Origin of the sequence: Blastomonas sp. CCH9-A1 (genome assembly GCF_001557175.1) — a bacterium.
Taxonomy (GTDB): domain Bacteria; phylum Pseudomonadota; class Alphaproteobacteria; order Sphingomonadales; family Sphingomonadaceae; genus Blastomonas; species Blastomonas delafieldii_A.
Genome location: NZ_LSHM01000030.1, coordinates 1 through 24,994, shown reverse-complemented (window position 1 = coordinate 24,994; position 24,994 = coordinate 1). Strand labels below are relative to the sequence as shown.

At 65.7% G+C, this 24,994-nt stretch carries 20 protein-coding genes; 12 read left to right on the top strand and 8 right to left on the bottom strand.

The features are described 5' to 3' along the window. The first annotated feature begins 12 nt into the window (after positions 1–12). The 4 genes from AX725_RS08095 to AX725_RS08080 are packed head-to-tail and all read left to right on the top strand — an operon-like array spanning position 13 to position 6,962. A complete protein-coding gene (locus AX725_RS08095) occupies positions 13–648 on the top strand; it encodes an urea amidolyase associated protein UAAP2 (RefSeq protein WP_060980052.1) in 636 nt (211 codons plus the stop codon). After that, entirely contained in the window at positions 645–4,238 is a 3,594-nt protein-coding gene (gene uca, locus AX725_RS08090; protein WP_060980051.1) for an urea carboxylase, read from the top strand. The genes AX725_RS08095 and uca overlap by 4 nt, the downstream gene beginning before the upstream one ends. Next, a complete protein-coding gene (gene atzF / locus AX725_RS08085) occupies positions 4,235–6,004 on the top strand; it encodes an allophanate hydrolase (protein ID WP_066114207.1) in 1,770 nt (589 codons plus the stop codon). Before uca ends, atzF begins: the two co-directional genes overlap by 4 nt. A 28-nt stretch (positions 6,005–6,032) precedes the next feature. After that, positions 6,033–6,962, top strand: coding sequence for a Vgb family protein (locus tag AX725_RS08080; protein WP_060980080.1), 930 nt, complete (start codon positions 6,033–6,035; stop codon positions 6,960–6,962). A gap of 45 nt (positions 6,963–7,007) precedes the next feature. On the opposite strand, the gene AX725_RS08075 is transcribed toward AX725_RS08080, so the two are convergent. The 5 genes from AX725_RS08075 to AX725_RS08055 form a co-directional block, all read right to left on the bottom strand. Then, positions 7,008–7,352 (bottom strand): UrcA family protein, encoded by a 345-nt coding sequence (locus tag AX725_RS08075; protein WP_060980049.1) that lies wholly within the window; start codon positions 7,350–7,352, stop codon positions 7,008–7,010. A gap of 126 nt (positions 7,353–7,478) precedes the next feature. Then, complete coding sequence (locus tag AX725_RS08070; protein WP_066044183.1) at positions 7,479–7,847, bottom strand: hypothetical protein; 369 nt, start codon at positions 7,845–7,847, stop codon at positions 7,479–7,481. A 17-nt stretch (positions 7,848–7,864) separates the two neighbouring features. Next, entirely contained in the window at positions 7,865–9,442 is a 1,578-nt protein-coding gene (locus tag AX725_RS08065; protein ID WP_060980047.1) for a tetratricopeptide repeat-containing sulfotransferase family protein, read from the bottom strand. Beyond that, positions 9,439–10,338 carry a sterol desaturase family protein gene (locus AX725_RS08060; RefSeq protein WP_060980046.1) on the bottom strand — a complete coding sequence of 300 codons (900 nt, stop codon included), beginning with the start codon at positions 10,336–10,338 and terminating at the stop codon, positions 9,439–9,441. Before AX725_RS08060 ends, AX725_RS08065 begins: the two co-directional genes overlap by 4 nt. An 87-nt stretch (positions 10,339–10,425) precedes the next feature. Then, complete coding sequence (locus AX725_RS08055) at positions 10,426–11,364, bottom strand: LysR family transcriptional regulator (RefSeq protein WP_060980045.1); 939 nt, start codon at positions 11,362–11,364, stop codon at positions 10,426–10,428. A gap of 187 nt (positions 11,365–11,551) precedes the next feature. On the opposite strand from AX725_RS08055, the gene AX725_RS08050 reads away from it, so the two are divergent. The 4 genes from AX725_RS08050 (at position 11,552) to AX725_RS08035 (ending at position 16,122) form a co-directional block, all read left to right on the top strand. Next, positions 11,552–12,022: a DUF2269 family protein gene (locus tag AX725_RS08050; RefSeq protein ID WP_060980044.1), complete on the top strand. Its 471-nt coding sequence runs from the start codon at positions 11,552–11,554 to the stop codon at positions 12,020–12,022. Between the two features lie 36 nt (positions 12,023–12,058). Next, the gene (locus tag AX725_RS08045; protein WP_208598102.1) at positions 12,059–12,526 is read left to right on the top strand and encodes a MarR family winged helix-turn-helix transcriptional regulator; all 468 of its coding nucleotides are present in this window, start codon (positions 12,059–12,061) and stop codon (positions 12,524–12,526) included. A gap of 102 nt (positions 12,527–12,628) precedes the next feature. Further along, positions 12,629–13,474, top strand: coding sequence for a p-hydroxycinnamoyl CoA hydratase/lyase (locus tag AX725_RS08040; protein WP_060980043.1), 846 nt, complete (start codon positions 12,629–12,631; stop codon positions 13,472–13,474). A 251-nt stretch (positions 13,475–13,725) separates the two neighbouring features. After that, entirely contained in the window at positions 13,726–16,122 is a 2,397-nt protein-coding gene (locus tag AX725_RS08035) for a TonB-dependent receptor (protein WP_060980042.1), read from the top strand. A gap of 76 nt (positions 16,123–16,198) precedes the next feature. On the opposite strand, the gene AX725_RS08030 is transcribed toward AX725_RS08035, so the two are convergent. Together AX725_RS08030 and AX725_RS08025 are read right to left on the bottom strand one after the other, a co-directional pair. Beyond that, positions 16,199–17,338, bottom strand: coding sequence for a LysR family transcriptional regulator (locus tag AX725_RS08030; protein ID WP_208598101.1), 1,140 nt, complete (start codon positions 17,336–17,338; stop codon positions 16,199–16,201). Positions 17,339–17,395: 57 nt separating this feature from the next. Next, positions 17,396–17,839: a MarR family winged helix-turn-helix transcriptional regulator gene (locus AX725_RS08025; protein WP_060980041.1), complete on the bottom strand. Its 444-nt coding sequence runs from the start codon at positions 17,837–17,839 to the stop codon at positions 17,396–17,398. 75 nt (positions 17,840–17,914) lie between these two features. Between AX725_RS08025 and AX725_RS08020 the strand changes: the two genes are divergently transcribed. From AX725_RS08020 to AX725_RS08005, 4 genes are read left to right on the top strand one after another with little or no spacing between them, the layout of a single operon-like run. Further along, complete coding sequence (locus tag AX725_RS08020; RefSeq protein ID WP_060980077.1) at positions 17,915–19,360, top strand: aldehyde dehydrogenase; 1,446 nt, start codon at positions 17,915–17,917, stop codon at positions 19,358–19,360. A gap of 50 nt (positions 19,361–19,410) precedes the next feature. Next, complete coding sequence (locus AX725_RS08015) at positions 19,411–20,247, top strand: p-hydroxycinnamoyl CoA hydratase/lyase (RefSeq protein ID WP_060980040.1); 837 nt, start codon at positions 19,411–19,413, stop codon at positions 20,245–20,247. Between the two features lie 19 nt (positions 20,248–20,266). Continuing rightward, positions 20,267–22,399 (top strand): acetate--CoA ligase family protein, encoded by a 2,133-nt coding sequence (locus tag AX725_RS08010; protein ID WP_196490663.1) that lies wholly within the window; start codon positions 20,267–20,269, stop codon positions 22,397–22,399. A 54-nt stretch (positions 22,400–22,453) separates the two neighbouring features. After that, entirely contained in the window at positions 22,454–23,776 is a 1,323-nt protein-coding gene (locus tag AX725_RS08005) for an MFS transporter (protein ID WP_208598100.1), read from the top strand. A 22-nt stretch (positions 23,777–23,798) separates the two neighbouring features. On the opposite strand, the gene AX725_RS08000 is transcribed toward AX725_RS08005, so the two are convergent. After that, positions 23,799–24,994, bottom strand: a 1,196-nt coding sequence (locus AX725_RS08000; RefSeq protein ID WP_156458494.1) for a TonB-dependent receptor, incomplete at its 5' end; no start/stop codon positions are given.

Genomic DNA, 24,994 nt, shown 5'->3' with positions numbered 1-24,994 from the left:
AGTTTCACCCGAATGAGCGCCGATCCCCATATCGCTGGCCTTTCCGGCCCCATCGTCCACGACGAGATCGTGCCTGCGCGCGCGCCCTGGCTGCACCATATCGCCGCCGGGCAGACGCTGCGCATCGTCGATCTGGAAGGCAACCAAGCGGTCGACTTCCTGCTCTATGCCACCGCCGACGATGCAGAACGATATAGCGCGCAGGATACGGTCGCTGCACAAGGCAATCTGTTCCTGCGCGAAGGCACTGTGCTGCGCTCCAATGAGGGGCGCGCGATGATGACGATCGTCGGCACGGCGGTCGATTATCACGACACGATCGGCGGCGCGTGCTCCTGCGAATCCAATACCTTGCGCTATGGTCATCACACCAAGTCCGAACATGCCTGTGTCGAGAATTTCCTCGAGGCCAACCTGATCGAGGGGCGCGGCAAGCGCGACATCGTCTCAAACATCAACTTCTTCATGAACGTACCGGTCGAGGCCGATGGCTCGCTGGGCATTGTCGACGGCATTTCCGCGCCGGGCCTGACGGTCGATCTGCGCGCCGAGATGGACGTGACCGTGGTCGTCTCCAACTGCCCGCAGATCAACAATCCCTGCAACGGCTTCAACCCCACGCCTGTTCGCATGATCGTCACCGCATGAGCTACGATACCGTTCTCATCGCCAATCGCGGCGCGATCGCCACGCGCATCATCCGCACGCTGCGCAAGATGGGGCTGCGTTCGGTCGCGGTCTATTCGGAGGCCGACGAGGATTCGCTGCATGTCGCGCTGGCCGACGAGGCGGTGTGCATCGGCCCTGCGCGCGCGAGCGAGAGCTATCTCAATGTCTCGGCAATCCTCGATGCGGCGCGGGCAACCGGCGCAGGGGCGATCCATCCGGGCTATGGCTTTCTTGCCGAAAATGCGGAGTTTGCGGAGGCCTGCGCGGCGGCGGGGATCGTGTTCATCGGCCCCGATCCCGACAATATCCGCACCTTCGGGCTGAAGCACAGCGCGCGCGCGCTGGCAGCGGCGCATGACGTACCGCTGGCGCCGGGCACCGATCTGCTCACCGACGAGGCCGAGGCGGTCGAGGCGGCCGAGCGCATCGGCTTTCCCGTCATGCTCAAGGCGACGGCGGGCGGCGGCGGTATCGGCATGCGCGTGTGCGAGAATGCCGAAGACGTGCGCGAGGGCTTTGCTACCGTGGCGCGGCTCGGCCAGGGCAATTTCGGCGATTCCGGGGTGTTCCTCGAACGCTTCATCCGCCGCGCCCGGCATATCGAGGTGCAGATTTTCGGCGATGGCGAGGGACGGGTCGTGGCCTTGGGTGAGCGCGACTGCTCCCTGCAACGCCGCAACCAGAAGGTGGTCGAAGAAGCCCCTGCGCCGCTGCTTCCCGATACGATTCGCGCCGAGCTTTATGCCGCCGCGATCCGTCTGGGCGAGGCGGCGCGCTATCGCTCCGCCGGAACGGTCGAATTCCTCTACGATGCCGAGCGCAAGGAGTTCTTTTTCCTCGAGATGAACACCCGGCTTCAGGTCGAGCATGGCGTGACCGAAGAGGTGTTCGGTATCGATCTGGTCGAATGGATGGTGCGCGGCGGGCAGGGCGATTTCGCGTTTCTGGGCAGCGCGCCGACCGCGCCCAGCGGCCATTCGGTGCAGGTGCGCCTCTATGCCGAGGACCCCGCGCAGGACTATCGCCCGACCTCGGGCACGCTGACCTCGGTGCGCTTTCCCGAGGACATTCGCACCGAGACCTGGGTCATGGCGGGCAGCACGGTAAGCAGCTGGTACGACCCGATGCTCGCCAAGCTGATCGTGCATGCCGAGACGCGCGAGCTCGCGGTTGCCGCGATGCAGGCCGCGCTCGACCAGTCACGCGTCGACGGTATCGAGAGCAATCTGCGCTGGCTGCGCGAGGTGGTGCGCGCGCCGGCCTTCGTTACCGGCGAGGTTTCGACCCGCGCGCTCGAAAGCGTGGTCTATCATCCGCAGAGCATTCAGGTGGTGAGCGGCGGCACGGCGACCACGGTGCAGGACTGGCCGGGGCGTCAGAAGCTCTGGGCAATTGGCGTTCCGCCTTCGGGGCCGATGGACGATCAGTCGTTCCGGCTCGGCAACCGGCTGCTCGGCAATCCCGAAGGTACGTCCGGGCTCGAACTGACGCTGACCGGCCCGACGCTCCTGTTCAACGCCGATGCGCGCATTTGCCTGATGGGCGCGGATTTTGGCGCGACGATTGATGGCGCACCGGTGGCACGCGGTGCGCCGGTGGATGTCGCGGCGGGCCAGACGCTGAGCCTCGGCCGCGCGACCGGCGGCGGCCTGCGCGGCTATATCCTGTTCGCAGGCGGGCTCGACATCGCGCCCTATCTCGGCAGTACCAGCACCTTCGAGCTCGGTCAGTTCGGCGGCCATGCCGCGCGGCGGCTGCTCGCGGGCGATACGCTGCATCTCGCCGGTGCCGCGACCGATGCGCCATTGTCGCACGTCGCGCTGCCCGAGATCGGCAGCGAATGGACGCTGCGCGTGCTTTATGGCCCGCACGGCGCGCCTGATTTCTTCACGCCTGCCGATATCGACACGCTGATCACCGCCGACTGGCAGGTGCATTACAACTCGAACCGCACCGGCGTCCGCCTGGTCGGCCCCAAGCCGCAATGGGCGCGCAAGGACGGCGGCGAGGCGGGTCTACACCCGTCGAACATCCACGACAATCCCTATGCCATTGGCGCGGTCGATTTCACCGGCGACATGCCGATCATCCTGGGACCGGACGGTCCTTCGCTCGGCGGCTTCGTCTGCCCGTTCGTGGTGATCGCGGCGGACCGCTGGAAGATCGGTCAGCTCGCTCCCGGCGACCGGCTGCGCTTCGTGCCGGTCAACGCCCACGACGCGTTCGCGGCAGACAGCCTGCAGCGGCGGCTGGTCGCGACCGGTGAGGGGCATATGCAGAGCCCTGCGCGCCCGATCGAGACCTTGTCGCCGATCCTGGGCATCATCGCCGAAGGGCCGCAGCGCCCGCGCACCGTCTATCGCCAGCAGGGCGACCGCAACATCCTGGTCGAATATGGCCCGATCGTGCTCGATATCGAGCTGCGCATCCGCGTACAGGCGCTGATGACCGAGCTTGAGCGCATGGCGCTGCCCGGTGTGATCGATATCGTGCCGGGCATCCGCTCGCTGCAATTCCATTTCGATGGCAGCACGATGAACCAGGCCGCCGCGCTCGCCGCGCTGATGGCGGCGGAGGAGCGGCTCGGCGATCTGGAAGATTTCACCATCCCCTCGCGCATCGTGCATCTGCCCTTGAGCTGGCGCGATCCGGCGACGATCGAGACGATCGAGAAATATATGGGCACCGTGCGTGACGATGCGCCCTGGTGCCCGGACAATATCGAATTCATTCGCCGCATCAACGGCCTGCCCGATGCGGCGGCGGTCGAGAATCTGATCTTCGAGACCAATTATCTCGTGCTCGGCCTGGGCGATGTCTATCTCGGCGCGCCGGTCGCCACCCCGGTCGATCCGCGCCACCGGCTGGTGACCACCAAGTACAACCCGGCGCGCACCTGGACCCCGCCCAATGTCGTCGGCATCGGCGGCGCGTATATGTGCATCTACGGTATGGAGGGGCCGGGCGGCTATCAGCTGTTCGGGCGGACGATCCAGGTGTGGAACACCTATCGCCAGACCGAGGCGTTTACCGAGGGCAAGCCCTGGCTGCTGCGCTTTTTCGACCAGATCCGCTTCTATCCGGTCAGTGCCGAGGAACTGGCCGAATGGCGGCGCGATTTCCCGAGTGGCAGGCGGTCGATCCGCATCGAGCCCTCCGAATTCCGCCTCGCCGATTATCGCGCATTCCTCGCCGACAATGCCGAATCCATCGCCGCTTATGAATCCAATCGCCAAGCCGCGTTCGATGCCGAGCGCGCCGAATGGCAGCGCTTGGGCGAGTTCGACCGGGCCGATCCGGCAGATGCTCCGGTCAGCCAGAGCGCGGCGGTCGAGGTGCCCGAGGGCGCGGACCTGATAGAGACGCCCTTTGGCGGCAGCGTGTGGAAGATGCTGGTCAATGTCGGCGACGAGGTCGCGGCGGGCGATGCCATCGCGATCATCGAAGCGATGAAGATGGAATGTCGCGTCGACAGTCCCGGCGCGGGCACGGTCGCGGCGCTCTATGCCAAGGAACGGCAATCGGTGCAGCCCGGCGAGCCGATCCTGGCGCTGACGAGGCACGGATGAGCGCGCCGTTTCGCCTCAGCGCGGCCGGCATCGCCCAAGCGGTCAGGAGCGGCCAGAGCAGCGCGGTCGCCGAGGCGGAAGCGGCGCTCGAGCGAATCTCGGCCTACGATGCGGTGCAGCCGCAGATCTGGATCAGCCGCGCGTCGTCCGAGGCCCTGCTCGAGGCTGCGCGGGCGATCGATGCGCGGGTGGCGGCGGGCGAGCATCTGCCGCTGGCGGGGGTGCCGTTCGCGGTGAAGGACAATATCGATGTCGCGGGCTTTCAGACCACGGCGGCATGCCCGGCCTTCGCCTATGCGCCGCAAGCCTCGGCCAGCGTGGTCGAGAAACTGCTCGCGGCTGGTGCCTTGTGCGTCGGCAAGACCAATCTCGACCAGTTCGCTACCGGCCTCAACGGCACGCGCAGCCCCTATGGCGCGCCGCGCAACGCGCACAATCTCGCCTATGTCAGTGGCGGATCGAGCTCGGGATCGGCGAGCGCGGTCGCGGCGGGGCTGGTCGCCTTTGCGCTGGGCACCGATACCGCAGGCTCGGGCCGCGTGCCCGCAGCGTTCCAGCATCTGATCGGGTTCAAGCCGAGCAAGGGCCGCTGGAGCAACAGGGGGCTGGTCCCGGCATGCCGCTCGATCGACTGCATCACCGTGTTCACCGATGACACGAACGACGCGCGGCTGATCGACGGGATCGTCGCGGGCTTTGACGCGGCCGATGCCTGGTCGCGGCCGCTTGCCGATATGCCGCGCGGCCACCGCACCATCGGCGTGCCGCGCCGCGACCAGCGGATGTTCTTCGGCGATGTCGAGGCGGAATATCTCTATGACCAGGCTCTCGAAGTGCTCGCGGGCCTGGGTACGATCGTCGAGATCGATTACGCGCCGCTGCAGGAGGCCGCGCAGCTGCTCTATGGCGGGCCGTGGGTGGCGGAACGGACGGCCGCTTTGGGTGACCTGCTCGTCAGCAACCCGGATGCTATCGACCCGACCGTGCGCGAGATCGTCTCGGCGGGACTGGAGACCAGGGCGGTTGATCTGTTCAATGGCATCTATCGCCTCGCCGAGCTCAAGCGCCATTCCGATCAGCTCTGGGAGAGCATCGACGTGATGGCCTTCCCGACCGCCGGGACGACCTATCGCGTCAAGGAAATGCTCGCCGCGCCGATCGCGCTCAACAGCGCGCTCGGCTTCTACACCAATTTCGCCAACCTGCTCGACATGGCCGCGCTTGCCGTGCCCGCAGGAGCGCGCGGCAACGGCACCGGTTTCGGCATCACGCTGATCGGCCCGGCGCATAGCGACCGCGCGCTGCTCGACATCGCCGACGCCTATCTCGCCAAGGCTTCGCTTCCATCTCCACCCCCGCTCGATCTGGAGGGCAAAATGCAGACCGTGAAACTCGCCGTTGTCGGCGCGCATCTGAAGGACATGCCGCTGCACTGGCAGCTCACATCGCGCGACGCGAAATTCGTCGGCGCGTTCGAGACTGCGCCCGAATATCGGCTCTACGCGATTGCCAACAGCGTCCCGCCCAAGCCGGCGCTGGTGCATTCCGGCGAGGGGGCCTCGATTGCGGTCGAGGTGTACGAGCTGGGCGTCGCCGAGTTCGGCAGCTTCACCGTCGAGGTGCCGCCGCCGCTCGCGATCGGAACCGTGACGCTGGCCGATGGCTCGAGCGTCAAGGGCTTCGTCGCCGAACCGCGCGCGCTCGATGGCGCCGAGGACATCACGCATCTCGGGGGCTGGCGCGCCTTTATCGCGCAAATGGCTTGAGCAGATTTTCAGAAGGGAAGGGCTGATGATGACCAAGTTCCGCAAGGCTGCCGCCGCGATGGCCACCGGATTATCTGTACTGATCGTCACCCCCGCCTCGGCCGAACAGGTGATCGACGTGCCAGGCTTTGCCGATTTTCTGGCGGTCGACGGTGACAGCGTCTGGGCCACCAATGATGGGCGGGTCGAGCGCTGGTCGCGTTCGGGCAAGCTGGCTGCGGTGGCGATGGGACGGCCCTGCGGCGCGATGGCGATCCATGCGGGCAGCCTGTGGGTGGCCGATTGCAAGGAAAACGTCGTTGTCCGCATCGACACCGCCAAGGCCGAGAAGGTCGCGACGATTGCGACCGGCATAGCCAATCCCAAGGGCGAGCTGAACGTGGTTGCGGGCGCAGGATCGATCTGGGTGGCGAGCGACAACAAGGGCGTGGTCTCGCGCATCGATCCGGCGACAAATACGGTGGTCGCGACGATCACGGTGACCCCGGGCACGCATTATCTGGTCTTCGGCTTCGATGCCCTCTGGGCGATCAGCAGCGAGGGCAAGACCTTGCAGCGGATCGACCCTGCCACCAATGCGGTGACCAAGACCACGGCTATGGGCGATTCACCAGCCTTTTCGGCCGCGGGCGAGGGCGCCGTCTGGGTGCAGGAACAGGGCGACGGCACCGTCGCGCGCCTCGATCCTGCTACCGGCGAGGTGACCGGCAGGGTCAAGGTCGGCAAGGAGCTGAAATGGGGCGATATCGATACCGGCGCGGGGATGGTCTGGCTGCGCACCACCGAGGACCAGACGTTCGTCGCGATCGATCCCAAGGCGCTGACCGTGGTCGCGCGGCTGGGCAAGGCAGAAGGCAGCGGTGCGCTGCGCTATGCCAGCGGCGGCCTGTGGACCTCGGCGCATGACGTGCACACGCTGACCTGGTGGCCCGAGCCGATCCTGGTTCCAGCAAATTGACATGCCCGCGACCGGGGGTTCCGGTCGCGGATCACGACAGAAAGATCAGCGCAGCGAGGCGAGCTTTGCGCCCGATGCGGTGCTGGCCCGGGCCAGACGCTGTTCGATCTGCGCGCGGACATCGGCAGCAACCGACGCGCGGCATTCCTGCGTCTTGGCTTCGGCGGCCAGATGCACGTTCGACAGGCGATCGCCGCACACGGCGCGCGCAGCCTGATCGACGCGGATGGCGAGGCGTTGCTGGCCGTCGGCGGTCGACAGGTCGAGATCTGCGAGGTTGAGGATCGCCTTGTCCTTGGCGAAGGGATTGGTGGCGGTTTCGTTCGCGGCGGCACCAGTGGCCGTCAGGGCAAACGCGACGGTGGCGAGCGCCACGAGCCGGGTCTTCATGGGTTTTTCTCCTGCGTCAGACAAATGCAGCTCTGCGGCCGCTGGCGGCTGATATAGCCGCGCGGGAGAAAACTTTCAATATATAACCCGGTTTTGTACTTTTATTACTTTCGTTGGACCCCGTTATTACTTGACCGACACGACCAGCATGGCGAGATCGCCGCGCGTGCCGAGCAGGCCTATCGGCAACTGGGCGCTATGCTCTTCATTTGCCACGGAAAGCTGGATGCTGCGGGCATAGGGTGCGGACCAGTTCCGCACCTTCGCGACCGGGACCCGCGCCGTCCAGCGATGCCGGCCAGTGACCGCGATCTCATGCCCGTTGATGAGGACCGGCGCGGCGCTGTCATCGCGATGGCCGGTGATTCTGAGGCAGCTTTCCGCGCCGCATTCGACCACGCGCAGCTTTGGTGCATGTCCGGCCTGAGCCTGGGCCGGGGAGATGATGCCGAGCGCGGCCAACGCCAGGGTGGCAGATACGAGCAGGCGGGACATGGGCAGAGATCTCCCGGTCATGTGGCGGAAATGCCGTGCTGTTCGAAGAAGCGCGATACCGGCGCCAGCACATCGGCATGGCGCTTCCAGCGCGCGACGGAGTCGGAGTAGATGGGGCGGCGAACCTGCGCGGCGCTCGGCGTGGAAACCGGCGCGGCATTGGTGTGGAAGGATAGGCAATCGTCCGACCAGTCGAGCCCGGCATGATCGAGCAGCCGACGGGTCTGCCCCTCCTGATCGGCGATCAGGTCCTCATATTGCACTTCCAGCACGCGGCTTGGAAGCTGCTCGGTCCAAAAGCGCATCAGCCGGTCGAACCGTGCGTAATAGGCGGCAATGTCGAGCAGGTCGTAGCTGTAATCATAATAGCGCGAGCTGACCGCGAACAGGTTGCGGAAGTTGCTCAGCACCGTGTCCATCGGATGGCGGCGCAGGCAGATGATCCGTGCATTCGGCAGCGCGCGGGCGATGAAGCCGACATATTGGAAATTGCCGGGAAACTTGTCGATGAAGCGCCTGTCCGCATCGCGGCGGTGATGCTGCGCGCGCTCGAGATAGTCGCGGCCGATCGCGGCCATGTTCGCGCGGGCCGCGAACGCGATCGTCTCGGGATCGAGCACGTTGCGGCTGCGCGTGCCCGCAGCGCGCTTCACCGCCAGCGGCATCGCCTGCAACTCGCCCGCGCTCTCGACCTCAGGGTGCGAAGACAGGATGCGGTCGACCAAAGTCGTGCCGGTGCGCGGCATGCCGATGATGAAGATCGGCGGGTCCGCTTCGGCCCGAGCGGGGGGCGCGGCCTTCAGATCGGCCCAGCTCGCTTCGATCGCATCGAAATTGGCCGCATCGCGCGCGAAATCATAGTCGAGCGCGCGGCGATGCTCGCCATTGGCCTCGCACAATATGTCGAGCGCGCGTTCGGGCTCGCCGATATCCTCGAGCTCCTTGGCCAGCGCATAGCCGAGCAGCAGCCGGTCGCGGCCCTCGCGTGCCCGCGCATAGGTCTGGCCGAGCCGGGCGACATGGTTCTTCTCGGCACTCTGCTTGCGCAGGCTGGCGAGCAGATGGTGCGCGCGGGCATGATCGCCCGCCATCCCGATCAGCGCTTCGAGCGCCGCTTCGGCCTCGTCGACCCGGCCGAGAAAGTTGAGCGTCACAGCAAGATTGTAGCGATATTCGCTGGCATATGGCTGCAGCCGCACCGCCTCGCGGAAATGGCCGAGCGCGGCGGAATGATTGCCCAGGCGCGCATAGACGCAGCCCATGGTGTCGCGGCTCAACGCGTCGCTGGGCAAGGCGCTTTCGGCTTGCTCGAGCACGAATGCCGCATCGCCCTCGCGCCGCACCATCGCATAGAGCTTGGCGAGCTGCGCGCGATATTCGCCCTGCGGGTCGAGCGCGACCGCGCGCTCGAGGCTCGCGATGCCCTGCGCAATCTGTCCCGCGTCGGCGAGCGTGACGCCGAGCAGGAAATGCCCCTCGGCATCGCGCGGATCGTCGTGGATGAGCGAGGCCGCGAGCTTGTGCGTCGCCTGCAGGTCGCCCTGGCCCAGCGCGTCGCGCGCCGCGTCGATCCGCCGGGCGCGCAGGTCGATCATGCCGGGGCGCTGCTCCCGCCATTATCGCTGCGCCGTGCCTTCCAGCGGTCGATCAGCGGCACGAAAGGGAAGATCGTCTGCTCCCAGATCGACAGTCGTTTGCGATCGTCCTGACCGACCAGCACGCCTTCGCCCTCCTTGTAGGTGCCGAATATGCGGTCGAGCAGGATCAGCGAATTGCCGTAATTGCAGCGCGTCGCCTCATAATCGGTCGAATGGTGCAGGCTGTGGTGACGGATGGTCGTGAAGACGAACGAATACCAGATCGGCGGATCGGCCTTCACATTGGCATGCGCGAAGGTGGAAACGACATTGAGCACGTTGAGCCCGGCGAACAATGCGGTCAGGTCGAAGTCGAAAAAGGCGAGGACGCTGAGGCTGATCAGGAACAGCTCGATCGGGTTGCCGACATAGCCCTTGGCGGCATTGAGCTGGGTGATGTGATGATGCGGCGCATGCGTCAGCCAGAAGGGCGTCACATTGTGCATCAGCCGGTGCATCCAGTACTGGCCAAATTCGAGGATCAAGACGACCATGATCACCTGCACCAGCCACGGCACCTCGGCCATCCAGGTGGTGCTGATGCCCAGCCAGTCCTTGAGCGCGAGCAGCGGGTCTTCGGCCAGCGTCTTGCTCAGCCAGGCGATGACGGTCGAGCTGAGCACGACATAGAACAGGTCGGTGCGGAATTCCTGCCAGTTCATCCGCCAGCCCGCATGCCGCTCGTGCACGAATTCGAGCAGCAGCACGGTGAGCGTGATCAGCGACGAGGTGACGATCAGCATCCACGGAATACTCGTCACCGCCTTGGGCGCATAGGCCCAGAACAGCACGACCAGCGCCACCATGGCAGGCGGGACAAGGTTGAACAGTCTGTCCTTCAGGGAAATCGTCATTACGCAACTCCGCAACCGTCCGGAAGTCTGCGCTGCACCGCATCATGAAGGCAGGGGCAAAAATGCGATGAAAGTCATAGGCTGCATCTATGCCTCGCGCATGGCGCGGACCCTGCGGAAGACCTCGTCCCAGAAAAGCTGCGTCGCGGTATCGCGCGCAGGATCGGTGCGCGCGAGCAGATAGATGTCATAGGCGGGCTCGATATCGGCATAGAGCATTGGCCAGAGCCGACCCTTGGCAACATCCTCCTCTGCTGCGGGAACGGGCAGGAAGCCGATGCCGACGCCCAGCCGCACCAGCCGCTGCGCCTCGTTGATATCCTCGGCCAGGCCGCTGACCTTGGTGCCGAGGCCATTGCGGCGGCGCAGATTGGTGATGAGCTCGATCTCGTCATCGCCGGTCAGCACGAAATGTTCAGCCCTCAGATCGGTGAGGCGGCTGTAGCGATGGCCGTAATGCGGGCTGGAGCGCGCGCAATAGAGTTGCTGCCGCTCGACCAGCAGCGGCTCGTACATCAGGCCCCCGCGCACCGCGCTGTCATAGCTGACCCCGATCTCGACCTCGCCCTGTTCGAGCGCGTCGAGCACCTGCCGCCAGGGCGAGACGCGGATCTCGATATGGATATCGGGGTTGCGGCGGTGGAAGCTGGCGATTGCCTCGTCGAATTCGGGCGAGATCAGGCCCGAGACGATCTGAATGCGGACAAAACCCTCGACCCGCTTGGTCGCCTGCGCGATCTGGTGCGGCATCATCCGCGCGGATTCGAGCATGTCCTCGCACAGCGCCATCATCGCCTTGCCCGCGGGCGTCATCTCCACCCCGGTCGCGGTGCGGATCAGCAGCACGGTGCCGACATGATCCTCCAACCGCTTCAATGCCGCGCTGATGCTGGGCTGCTGGCGGTTGAGCTTGCGCGCTGCCGCTCCGATCCCGCCTGCGCGCACGATATCGACAAAGGTGCGCAACAGGTTCCAGTCGACCCTGCTCGCAAATTTGCGGTCAATCAGCGGTTCGCGATCGGGCATTCGGCAATCCCCCTTGGCCGATATCATAGACCAGATTGATGCGGTAAGGGCAACATGCTCTTGCAAGCCTATGACCCTGTCGCGACTGAAAGTGTCAGAAAAATTAGACAGATTATCGCAGACATCGGGCACGCAACCGGTTAGCATCGCGCGCAAGGCTGGTGCGCCAGCGATCCAGGGCGGGGCGATGACGGCTTTTTCGATTTACAAGTTCGCGCACGTGCTGGGGGTCATCCTGCTGCTGGGCAACATCACGGTGACCGCCGTGTGGAAGGTGTTTGCCGACCGCACCCGTAGCGCCGGAATCATCGGCTTCGGCCAGCGCATGGTCACCGGCACCGATTTCGGGCTGACGGTGCCAGGCATCGTCCTGACGATCGTCGGCGGCTATGGCGCGATGTACGAGGCGCGCTATGATTTCCCGGGGCCCGCCTGGCTGCTGTGGAGCCAGATCAGCTTTGTTGCTGCTGGCGTGATCTGGCTGGGGCTGCTGATCCCGATCCAGATCAGGCAGGCGCGGATGGCGCGCGCCTTTCAGAATGGCGGCGAGGTGCCCGAAGCCTATCGCACGCTGGCACGGCGCTGGCTGTTCTGGGGGTTGGTCGCCACCGTTCCGCTGGTCGCTGCGCTCTATTTCATGCTCGACAAACCTGGCTAATATGCCTCGGGGCACAGGGCCCGGGGAGATTTGCCGATGCCTTTGAAGCAGGGCCAGGATCTGCGGCAATTGGTCGGGTACCAACTGCAGCGGGCGAGCCTGATCGCCGAACAGGATGCGCGCCGGGCGCTTGAGCCCTTCGGCCTGTCTCCGGCCAAGATGACGGCTCTGCTGCTGATCCGTGACAATCCCGGTTGCGATCAGACCGCGCTCGGCCACGCGCTGGGCATCAACCGGTCGAGCGCGATGCGGCAGGTGAACATTCTCGAGCAGCGCGGCCTGATCGAGCGCCGCGCCGGGCGCGATGCGCGCACCAATGCCCTGCATCTGACCGCCAGCGGGGAAGAGCGGATGGCTGCGATGCTGGCCGCGATCAACGCGGCGGACAGAGCGCTGGTCGAGACGCTGACCGGCGAAGAGGCCGCGCTGCTGGGCGCGATGCTCGAACGGATCGCGAGGCCAAGTCCACGCCCCCGGGCGCGCATACGCACTGCGGAAGCCTGACCTTTTGCGACATGCCAGATCGCGTTTTCGATTGCGCAGATTGTACGCATGGCATACAATTTACTCCGATGTCGAGCGCCAGAAACTGAGAGGGGAGATAGCATGTCCGAAGATCAGGTCGTTTCGGTCCGTGTCGAGGATCGCATCGCCTGGGTGAAATTTGCCCGGCCCGAAAAGCGCAACGCGATGAACCCCGCGCTCAACCGGCAGATGCTGGAGGTGCTCGACGATCTCGAATATCGCGACGATGTCGGCGTGCTGGTGCTGGGCGGGGAGGGCAACAGCTGGTCTGCGGGCATGGACCTCAAGGAATATTTCCGCGAGACCGAGGCTCAAGGGCTGCGCGGCGTGCGAAAGTCGCAGCGCGAGAGCTATGGCTGGTTCCGCCGGCTGCGTTGGTTCCAGAAGCCGACCATCGCGATGGTCAACGGCTGGTGCTTCGGCGGCGGTTTCGGCCCGCTGTTTGCCTGCGATCTGGCGATCTGCGCGGACGAGGCGCAATTCGGCCTGTCGGAGATCAACTGGGGCATCTTACCGGGCGGCGGGGTGACCAAGGTGGTGGTCGATCTGCTGCCGATGCGCGACGCGATGTGGCTGACGCTGACCGGCGAGCTGATCGACGGCAAGCAGGCGAGCGCGATGCGGCTGGTCAACGAAAGCGTGCCGCTCGACCGGCTCGAGGCGCGCACCACCGAGGTGGCACAGCTGCTGCTCAAGAAGAACCCGGTCGCGCTGAAGTTCGCCAAGGATGCGGTGCGCCGGGTCGGCGTGATGACCTATGACGAGGCCGAGGACTATCTGGTCCGCATGCAGGAAGCGGCCAATTTCCACGACAAGACCGACGGGCGCAAGGAAGGCATCCGCCAGTTCATCGACGAGAAGAGCTACAAGCCGGGGCTTGGGGCCTATGACCTCGACAAGGCGGCGCGCAAGCTCGAGCAGGGCTGAGTCCAGCCTGAGAGACGCCAAGTCGGGGCGGCCCGTTGTCGCCCTGCGCATTCGTGCAAGGCTTCGTCTGGCACCGCGAGGGTGGCAGCCGCTCCTGCGAGAACCCAAGCCGCTAAGCATTGGATGCCGTCAAACAGACTTAGATTTTTCTTATGAGCAAGCAGCAAATCTGATTAGAGCCGCCAGGGTCTATCTGCAATGTTCTCTCACATAGCATTTCCGGACGAGAAATGCACCATGGGGAGAATGCCATGAGCCTGATTCGCAAGATCCGCATCCGCGCCGCGACCAGCACTGCATTGGGGCTGCTCGCGCTTTCCGCTCCGCCGCAAGCGGCATGGGCCCAAGCCACCAGCCCGGATAGCCAGACAGGGGCGGACAGTTCGCAACCGCAGGAAATCATCGTCAGCGCCCGCCGCCGCGAGGAATCGCTGCAGGAAACGCCGGTGGCGGTCACCGTGTTCAGCGGCGAGGCGCTGGAGGATCGCCAGATCACCCAGACCCAGGATCTGGAGCGGTTCACGCCTAGCCTGCAGTTCAAGCCGGCCGGTCAGCTTTCGGGCAACAGCGCGGCAGCCGTGGTGTTCATCCGCGGCATTGGCCAGCTCGATCCGACGGCTGCGGTCGATCCGGGCGTCGGCGTCTATATCGACGATGTCTATGTCGGCCGCTCGGTCGGCGGCACGATCGAGCTCGGCGATATCGCAAGCGTGCAGGTGTTGCGCGGTCCGCAGGGCACATTGTTCGGCCGCAACACCATCGGCGGCGCGATCCTGGTCAACACGCGCGAGCCCGATTTCGACGGTTTTTCGGGGCGCAGCCGCCTTCGTACCGGCGAAGACAATCTCATTGAAGGCTCGACCGCGCTCAACCTGCCGATCGCCAGCAACCTTGCTGCGCGCGTTTCCGGCGGTTTCCGCAGCCGCGACGGCTATGTCCGGCGTGAATTCGATGGGCTGCGGCTGGGCAATGACAATGTCTACACGCTCAACGCGTCGCTCAAATGGGAGGCATCGCCGAGCTTCACCCTGCTGCTGCGCGGCGACTATACCGAGCGCAACGAGAATGGTGCGCCCTTCGTGTTCGCCGGGATCAACGAGCAGGCCCCCGTTCCGGCCATTGCCAGTGTCGGTGCCGGTTGTCCCGGCGCGACGATCCCGTTTGCGCCGCTGACGCCCGGAAACCCGCGCTTCGGCGCGCCCAATGTGCCGCTGATCAACGACCCGCGCTGCGCGAATGATTTCTACAACCGTGGTCCCTTCACCAATGGCGGCACCGCGCCGGTGCAAAGCACGTCCAAGGTCTGGGGTCTTTCTGCCACCGCGAGCCTGGAGCTGTCCGAGGCGCTGACGGTCAAGAGCATCACGGCCTATCGTGACACCGACTCGCGCGGCATTCGCGACGCCGACAACACGCCGTTCGTGATCCTGACCACCGATGTCGGGGCGCAGTCGAAGCAGTTCAGCCAGGAGGTCCAGCTCCAGCTCGATGCCGGCCCGGTCAACGGCATTCTCGGCGCCTATTATTTCGACGAGGACACCAACGAGCGCGCCTCGGTGCCGATTTCGTTCCCGCCTTCACCGCCGGTGATCGCGTCGATCCTCGCCGGCGGACCGGGAAGCCGCGACCTTCAGCTGTCCGATCTCGAGACCAAGTCCTTCGCGGTGTTCGGCGAGTTGAGCTGGGAGGTTGCAAGCGGCCTCGAGCTCACCGGCGGGCTGCGCTATACCGAGGACCGCAAGACCTATCAGGGCACGGTGCTCAACCTGTTCCCCTCGACCCGTCCCGATCCCAATCCGCTGCCGACCCTGGCCATCCCGCAGGGCGGTCCGCTGTTCATCTTCCCGAACCCGAACCGCGAGACCTTCTCGGCGCTGACCGGGTCGGCGAGCGTGCGCTACCAGGTTTCCGACTGGCTGAGCACCTATATCTCCTATGCGCGCAGCTTCAAATCGGGCGGCTTCAACACCCGGTACAACGCCGCACCGGCGGGCAATGTGCCGATCCCGTTCGATGAGGAAACGGTCGACAGCTACGAGCTCGGCGCGAAGATGGATTTCGGTGCGCTTCGCCTGAACCTCGCGGCCTTCCAGGCGGATTACCAGGATATCCAGCTGATCTTTCGCGCCGGGCCCGTGCCGCTGCTGTTCAACGCCGGCAAGGCGCGCATTCGCGGGTTCGAGGCCGAAGCCTCGTATCGCGCCGGCGGCTTCGTGTTCGATGCGTCGGTGAGCCTGCTCGATGACGACATCCTGTCGATCACCGCCATCCCGGGTGCGACCGCGACCGTGCTTCCCGGCGACGACCTGCCGCTGACGCCCTCGTTCCAGGGCAGTTTCGGGATCGCTTATGATTTCCAGCTGACCGATGCGATGAAGCTGACGCCGCGCTTCGACGGGTCATACACTTCGTCGCTGGTGTTCATCACCGGCAGCGTGCCGGAGATCGAGCAGGACGGCTATTTTGTCGGCAATGCGTCGCTCACGCTGTCGCACGAGGATGGGTGGAAGCTGCAGGGCGGCCTTACCAACCTGTTCGACGAGCGTTACCTGATCCAGGGCAACGCATCGCTGGCGACGCTGGGCTATGCCGAGCGGATCTTTGCCCGTCCGCGGCAATGGTTCCTCCAGGCGAGCTTCGAATTCTGATGCCGGACGGACTTCCGGACAAACCAAGCTACGGCCAGATTTAGATTTTTCTTATGCGGTGCGGCTGGGTGACGCGTCAGCGCGATACCAGCCGCAGCTCCGCGAGAAAGGCGGCTTGCACCCTGGTCGGGCGCCAGCCGCTGCGGGTGGTAATGCCGATCGTTCGGCTCAATTCGGCGGGGACTTCACCAATGATCGCGAGCAATCCGGTGGAAAGCTCCAGCCCGACCTGGTCGGGGGAAAGCATGGCGAGAAAGTCGCTGCTGGCCAGGATATGGCGGATGGCGATAACCGATCCGCATTCGATCGGAACTCTGGGCAGCTCCAGCCCTGCATTCTCGAACATCGCGCGCCAGCGGGCATGCAGCGGGGTGCCCTGGGGCGAGGCGATCCAAGGATATCCGGCAAACTGCGCCAGGCTGGCATGGCCGCCGGCCAGCGGATGATCGCTGCGTCCGATGATCGCCGGTCGGTCAAGAAACAGAGGTTGCTGCTCGAGATCGTCTCCTGGGGGAGGATCGCGCAAGGCGCCGACGATGACATCCAGATCGCCGTCGCGCAGCGGCTCGATCAGATCGGCGAACGCGCCTTCGGTCACCAGGATGCGTGCTTCGGGATGCCGGGCATGAAAGGCCGCCACCGCTTCGGGCAGAATCCGCGCGCGAGAAAGCGGCATCGCACCGACCGCAATCCGGCCGATTTCGCGTCCCTTCAGCGTCTCGACCTCGGCCAGACCCGCACGCAACTCGGCGCGGGCGAGGCGGAAGGCGCGCACCGTCCGGCGACCGCTTTCGGTGAATGCGATGCCCTTGCCGCGCCGTTCCACCATCGATCGCTTGAGCACGATGGCAAGATCGGCCAGCGCGCGGTGCAGCGCGGGCTGCGACAGGCCGGTGATGGCGCTGGCGCGGGCATAGCTGCCACCCTCGGCCAGGGTCAGCAGCGCGCGCATCTGCGCCATCGTCACCAGCGGGCTGCCGATATGGTCGAGCGCACGCTCGATGCGCGGGGCCAGCAGTTCCGCAGCTTCGGTCGGCTGCATGCCCTCGGGCAGCCGGTGGAACAGCGCGATGCCGAGCTGCGCTTCCAGTTTCGACAGGCCCTGGGTGACCGCAGGCTGCGAGATGTTCACCTGGCTCGCGGCGGCAGACAGGCTGCCGAGCCGTGCGATCGCCGCCACCGATCGCAGATGGCGCAGATTGAGGCTCTCCATCATGCGCTTTCGCCCCTATCGCGACGACGGGTGGATGGCGTGCCGCATAGCCTGCTGCGCCTAGCCGTGCTTGCGGATCAGCCGCAGCCCGTCGAGCAGAGCTGCAACCTGGCTGTCCTCGAACAGCACCTGGAACCGCTGCTCGTGGGTGTCGATCGCCTTGCGCGCGTCCCGGGCCATGGTCTCACCAGCAGGGGAGAGAAACAACGCCTGCGAGCGGCCATCGACCGGCGCGCGATAGATCAGGTCGCGTTTGAAAAGCCCTGCAATCAGCGGCACCATGTTGGCGCGCTTGATCGCGAGCAGACGTCCCACATCGCTCTGCGTGCAGCCGGGGGACGATTCGATCACCAGCAGGATCGACGCTTCGACCGGGCGCAGCCCCGTCTCGCGCAGCGCTGCGGCCAGGTCCGCCATCATCACGCTCGACGCGCGGCGCAGCTGGTAGCCCAGCAGGGCATCGAGGGGATCATGCAGCGCGGCGGGCGGATCGTTTCTGGCCATAAGCGGCTTTACCCCGATTGCATCGCTTGGCCAACATTGATATGCGGCATATCAATCAACGAGAGGATGGTTCCGATGTTCAAGACGGATTTGCTGATCGGTGGAAAGGCAATCGAGGCCGCTGACCGGTTCGACCGGATCAACCCGTTGACGGGCGATGTGGCCACGCGTGCAGCAGCGGCAACAGTGGCCGATGCGGCTGCGGCGGCCGATGCGGCGGCAGCAGCGCTGCCCGGCTGGGCGGCGCTCGGGCCGGGTGCTCGTCGCGCGGCGCTGACCCGTGCGGCCGATGCAATGGTCGCGCGGCAGGCCGATTTCATCGCCGCTATGCAGGCCGAGACCGGCGCGACGGCCGCCTGGGCCGGGTTCAACCATATGCTCGCGGTCAATATGGTGCGCGAGGCGGCGGCGATGACGACGCAGATCGGCGGCGAGGTGATCCCGTCCGACAAGCCGGGTTGCATCGCGATGGCGGTGCGCGAGCCGGCGGGCGTGGTGCTGGGCATCGCACCGTGGAACGCGCCGATCATCTTGGGTGTGCGCGCAATCGCGATGCCGCTCGCCTGCGGCAATACGGTCGTGCTCAAGGCTTCCGAGCAGTGCCCGGAAACGCACGCGCTGATCGCGCGCTGCTTCGTCGAGGCGGGGCTGGGTGATGGAGTCGTCAATCTGGTCACCAATGCGCCGCAGGATGCGGGCGAGGTGGTCGGTGCGATGATCGACCATCCGGCGGTGCGGCGCATCAACTTCACCGGATCGACCGCAGTCGGGCGCATCATCGCGAGGCGCGCGGCCGAGCATCTCAAGCCCTGTCTGCTCGAACTGGGCGGCAAGGCACCGCTGCTCGTGCTCGAGGATGCCGATCTCGACGAGGCGGTGAAGGCGGCGGCATTCGGCGCGTTCATGAACCAGGGGCAGATCTGCATGTCGACCGAGCGGATCATCGTGGTCGATGCGGTTGCCGACGCCTTTGTCGAGAAATTCGCCGCAAAGGTCGCGACGCTCGGCGTGGGCGATCCGCGCGAAGGCAAGGCGGCGCTCGGCGCGGTGATCGATCGCAAGACCGTGGATCATGTCGGCACGCTGGTGCACGATGCGCTGAACGCCGGCGGCGTCCTGGTCAGCGGCGGGGCATCCGAGGGCGTGCTGATGCCCGCGCATGTCGTCGATCGGGTCACGCCTGACATGCGCCTGTTTCGTGAAGAGAGTTTCGGCCCGGTGGTCGCGGTCATCCGCGCACGCGACGAGGCCGATGCGATCGCGCTCGCCAACGATACCGAATACGGCCTGTCCGCATCGGTGTTCACCCGCGACATTGCACGCGGGCTCAAGGTCGCGCGGGCGATCAAGTCCGGCATCTGCCATGTCAACGGCCCGACCGTGCATGACGAGGCGCAGATGCCTTTCGGCGGCGTAAAGGCCTCGGGCTATGGCCGTTTCGGCGGCAAGGCGGGGATCGATGCCTTTACCGAACTGCGCTGGATCACGGTCGAGACCGAGCCCGGCCACTACCCGATCTGAGCGACACCCATGAATTGCAGAACGGCATTCTGAAGAAAGGTAATGAACCGATGACCGAACGTACCGAAGAAGACACCGTCGCCTATACCGTGACAGACCGCATCGCATGGGTGAAGTTCAACCGCCCCGAAAAGCGCAACTGCATGAGCCCCAAGCTCAACCGGCAGATGGGCCGGGTGCTCGACGAACTCGAATTCCGCGAAGATGTCGGCGTCGTCGTGCTCACCGGGGAAGGCACCAGCTGGTCGGCAGGCATGGATCTCAAGGAATATTTCCGCGAGACCGAGGCGCAGGGCCTCGGCGCGACGCGCCAGGCGCAGCGCGAGGCCTATGGCTGGTGGCGGCGCCTGCGCTGGTATCAGAAGCCGACCATCGCCATGGTCAACGGCTGGTGCTTCGGCGGTGGTTACGGCCCGCTGTTCGGCTGCGACCTGGCCTTTGCTGCGGACGAGGCGACCTTCGGCCTGTCCGAGATCAACTGGGGCATCCTGCCCGGCGGCGGCGCTTCCAAGGTGGCGGTGGAACTGATGCCCTTCCGCAAGGCCATGTACCACGCGATGATGGGCGAGAATATCGACGGCAAGACCGCCGCCGAATGGGGTCTGGTCAATGAATCGCTGCCGCTCGCCCAGCTTCAGGCGCGGGTCGAGCAGGTGGCGAAGGTGCTGCTGGAGAAGAATCCGGTAGCGCTCAAGGCGACGAAGGACGCCATCCGCCGCGTGCGCGAGATGACCTATGACAATGCCGAGGATTTCCTGATCCGCGCGCAGGAGGCCGCGAACAGCTTCGACAATCACGGTCGCAAGGAAGGCATCAAGCAGTTCATCGACGACAAGACCTATAAGCCGGGTCTTGGCGCTTATGACGTGAACAAGCAGCCTGCCTGAAGCCGGGAGCGCCGACACCATGATCGATCTGGAAACCCCGCCTGTGGCCGCATCGTCGCAGCGTGATCTTCGCCGCCTGCTCTCGCCCCGATCGGTGGTGGTGGTGGGCGCGTCGGACAAGCCCGGTGCGCTCGGCGCGTCGGTCGTGTCCAATCTCGACCGCAACGGTTTTGCGGGGCCGGTTTACCTGATCAATCCCAAACGCAGCGAGATCGCAGGCCGGGCGTGCCTGGCCTCGATCGACGACCTGCCGCTGGATGTCGATGTCGCCGTGCTCGCGATCCCGCGTGCGGGCGTGCTCGATGCGGTGCGTGCGCTGGCGGCGCGGCGGTGCGGCGCGGCGATCATCTTTTCCGCGGGCTTTGCCGAAGGCGGTGAGCAGGGTCTGGCCGATCAGCGCGAGCTGGCGCGGATCGCGGACGAGGCGGGCATGGTCATCGAAGGGCCCAATTGCCTGGGGCTGGTCAACTATGCCGATCGCATTCCGTTGACCTTTGTCGAGACGCTGGTGCCGTCCCCTGGCCCGGGGGGCGGCATCGGCATCGTGTCGCAATCGGGCGCGATGGCGGCGGTGCTGGCGACGACCTTCCTGTCGCGTGCCATGAACGTCACCTTGTCGGTCTCGACCGGCAACGAGGCAGGCTCGGGCGTCGAGGATTATGTCGAGCATCTGATCGCCGATCCGGCGACGCAGGTCATCGCGATGATCGTCGAGCAGTTCCGCCAGCCGCAGCGCTTTCTGGCGGCGGCGCGGGCGGCGCGCACGGCGGGCAAGCCGATCGTGCTACTGCATCCCGGCAAGTCGAGCGCGGCACGCGAGAGCGCGGCGACGCATACCGGCGCGATGGCGGGCGATTATGTGCTGATGCGCGCGATGGTCGAGCGCGCGGGCGTGGTCTTTGCGGAAACGCTGGAAGAGTTGGGCGACATTGCCGAGATCGCCTCGCGCTGCCCCGCGCTGCCGAGCGGCGGCCTGGCGGTCGTAGGAGAGTCGGGCGCGTTCAAGGCGCTGACGCTCGACCTGTGCGAAGAACTGGGGCTCGACCTGCCGGTGCTGACCGATGCGAACGCGCCGACGGTGCGTGCGGCGATGCCCGATTTCGTCGCGGTCAGCAATCCGCTCGACATCACCGCTCAGGGGCTGGTCGAACCGGCCATCTATGCGCGGCTGGTCACCGCGTTGCAGGGCGATGATCGGTTCGGCTGCATCGTCACCGGCATCATCCAGACCGATGCGACGACCATCGGCATCAAGCTGCCCCCGCTGCTGAGCGCGGTCGAAGGCGGTGATCGTGCCAAGCCGGTGATCTATGCCAGTCTCGACGAAGGCACATTGCTGCCGCCAGACATTCTCGACCGGCTGCGTGCGGCCGGCGTGCCGGTCTTCCCCAGCACCGAACGCGCCTTTCGCGCGATCGCGCGATTGGTCGCGCTGGGCCAGCGCGACCTGACCGAGCGCGCGCCGGAGCCGCTGGCGCTCGACCTGCCGACCTGGCGCGGGGTCATCCCCGAATATCAGGCCAAGGCGCTGCTCGACCCTGCCGGCATTTCGTTCCCGCAGGGCGGCTTTGCCGCAACGCCCGAAGAGGCGACACAGGTCGCCGCGCGCATCGGCTATCCGGTGGTCATCAAGGCACAGGCGGCGGCGCTGGGGCACAAGAGCGACGCGGGTGGCGTGATCCTCAACCTGGCCGACGAGGCTGCGCTGCTGTCCGCCTGGGACCGGCTCCATGCGAATGTCGCAGCCTACGATGCCAGCCTGGCGCTCGATGGCGTGCTGGTCGAGGCGATGGGCCAGCGCGGGCTTGAGCTGATCGTCGGCGCGAAGCGCGATGCGCAATGGGGGCCGGTGGTGCTGGTCGGCTTTGGCGGCGTGACCGCGGAATTGCAGCACGATGCGCGGCTGATCACGCCCGACATGACCGAGGCAGCGATCATCGCCGAACTGGGCCGGCTGAAAAGTGCCGCGCTGCTGCACGGCTATCGCGGCTCGCCCGCGCTCGACGTCGCGGCGGTCGCCCGGCTGGCGATGCGGATGATCGACGTGATGGTCGGCACGCCTGCCATCGCCGAGGTCGATCTCAATCCGGTGATCGTCTACCCGGATGGCCAAGGTCTCGTCGCGCTCGATGCATTGATCTACACGCACTGAGCGGTCCACCGGTCTTCACAACCGGGGGCAGGCGATGACGCAAGGGAGAGGAACATGGCTGCATCGCAGCAGGGCATGACATCGGGCGATCCGGCGGCGATCATCGATACCGGGCCGATGTCGGGCTATCAGTGGTCGATCGTCGCGACGATGGTGGCGCTCAACGCGCTCGACGGATTCGACGTCATGTCGATCAGCTTTGCCTCGCCGGGCATTTCTGCCGCCTGGGGCATCGATCGCGGCGTGCTGGGGCTGGTGCTGTCGATGGAGCTGGTGGGCATGGCGCTGGGATCGCTGACGCTGGGGCGGCTCGCCGATACCGCCGGGCGGCGCAACACCATCTTGCTGTGCCTGGCGCTGATGACCGTCGGCATGCTCGGCGCGGCCAGTGCGGGCGGCGTGATCGCGCTTTCGGCCTGGCGCGTTCTCACCGGGCTGGGCATCGGCGGCATGCTCGCGGCGATCAACGCGGCGGCGGCCGAGGCCGCGAATGCGCGCTACAGGCCGCTCGCGGTGGTCATCATGGCGGGCGGCTATCCCGTCGGCACGGTGCTGGGCGGGCTGGCGGCAACCCAGTTGCTCCAGCATTTCGATTGGCAATCGGTCTTTCTGTTTGGCGCGGCCTGGTCCGCGCTGATGATCCTCGTCACCTGGTGGCGCGTTCCCGAATCGATCGCCTATCTCGCCAGCCGTCAGCCCCAGGGCGCGCTGGAGCGGATCAACCGCACATTGCAGACGATGGGGCACCGGACCGTCGACAGCTTGCCAGCAGGCGGCGCGCAGACGGGCAGGGTCCCATTGTCGCGGCTGTTCGCGCCCGAATGGATCAAGGTCACCGCGGCGATGACGCTGGCTTATCTCGGTCATATCATGACCTTCTATTTCGTGATGAAATGGATCCCCAAGATCGTTGCCGATCTCGGCTATCCCCCGGCAGAGGCGGCAGGCGTGCTCGTCTGGGCGAGCATCGGCGGGGCCAGCGGATCGCTGGTGCTCGGCCTGCTGACGCTGCGCCTGCCGGTACGCAGCCTGACCATCGCCGCGATGCTGGTATCGTGCGTGCTGGTAGTCATCTTCGGCATGGGCCAGGGCGATCTGGCGCGGCTGTCAATGGTCGCTGCCGCCGCCGGTTTCATGACCAATGCCGGGGTCGTCGGGCTCTATGCTCTGGTGGCGACCGGCTTCCCGGTCGCGCTGCGTGCTTCGGCGACAGGGTTCGTCATCGGCGTGGGGCGCGGCGGATCGGCGCTCGCTCCTTCGCTTGCGGGCCTGCTGTTCGCGCTGGGCTATGGCCTGCCGGTGGTCGCGCTGCTGATGAGCCTCGGCTCCGTCCTCGCCGCCTGTGCACTGCTGATCGGAAGGAAGCGCGCGGCCTGATACCGGCGCGTCCTTACCCGACCTAGAAATCGTAGGTCAGGGACGCCTTGAAGGTCCGCGGTGCACCCAGTTGCAGGTCGGGCCTGAAGCTGTCGAAGGCCGAGGCCCAATAGTCGGCATCGGCAATATTATCCACATTGAAGCGGAAGGTCAGCGGCTTGCCAGCAAGCACCGTGACATAGCGCGCGCCTAGATCGACACGGGTCCAATCCTGCAGGAACAGGGTATTGCCGATATTGGCCGCCTGTTCGCCAGTATGCACCACACGGCCGGTCAGGGTCAGAGCGGGGATGAAGGGCACATCCCATTCGACATTGGCGTTAAGCGTATATTCGGGCACGCCCACCGCCTGTGCGCCATCGCTGACGCCGTTCTGCGTCCGGCGCAGCTTGGCGTCGATCACCGATCCGCCGCCGATCAGACGCAGCCCCTTGGTCAGCTCGCCCGCGACGGTGAATTCGATGCCGCGATGACGCTGGATGCCAAAGGGGCCGAATTCGAGCGTACCGGCATTGTCCGGGTCGGGGCGCAGGATCGCGCTTTCGCGGTCGATCTGGAACAGCGCCAGCGACAGATCGATCGCGCCAAGCCTGAGCTTTCCGCCGACTTCATATTGTTCGGAGACGAACGGCGGGAGGATTTCGCCCGCATTGCTGACCGGCAGAGCCGCGCCGCCCGAGGGGTTCGCACCGGTCAGCGGTGCCGCAGCGCCCTGAACCAGCCCCTCGATGCGGTTGGCATAAAGCGACAGGTTTTCGGTCGGCTTGATCACCAGCCCGAAGACGGGCGTTACTTTGTCCTCGTCATATTCGCTGACCAATGCGCCTGTGGCATTGGAATAGGATTTGGCGTTGATCACCTGCAGGCGAAGGCCCGCAGTAACGAGGATACGGTCGTCCCAGAAACCGATCGTATCCGAGAAGAAGGCGCTGGCCAGCCGCGTGCGCGAGATCGGGAAGGGATCGTCCAGATTGCCACCGACAAAGGTCACCCGGGTCGAGGGCGTGACTTCCACCGGAGCGTAGAGATTGTTGCGCTGCGCAGATATGTCGAAGAACCGGAAAGCGTTGCGGTTGACCAGCCAGTTCATCGACCCGCCGAAATTGAATTCGTGGCTGATGCCGCCGCCGCTCAGCTTCGCGCGCGCGCCGATGGTCGCGGCCTCGTTATTGTCGGTGCGCGGGATGAACGAGCTGCTGACCGTGATGTCGCCGTTCA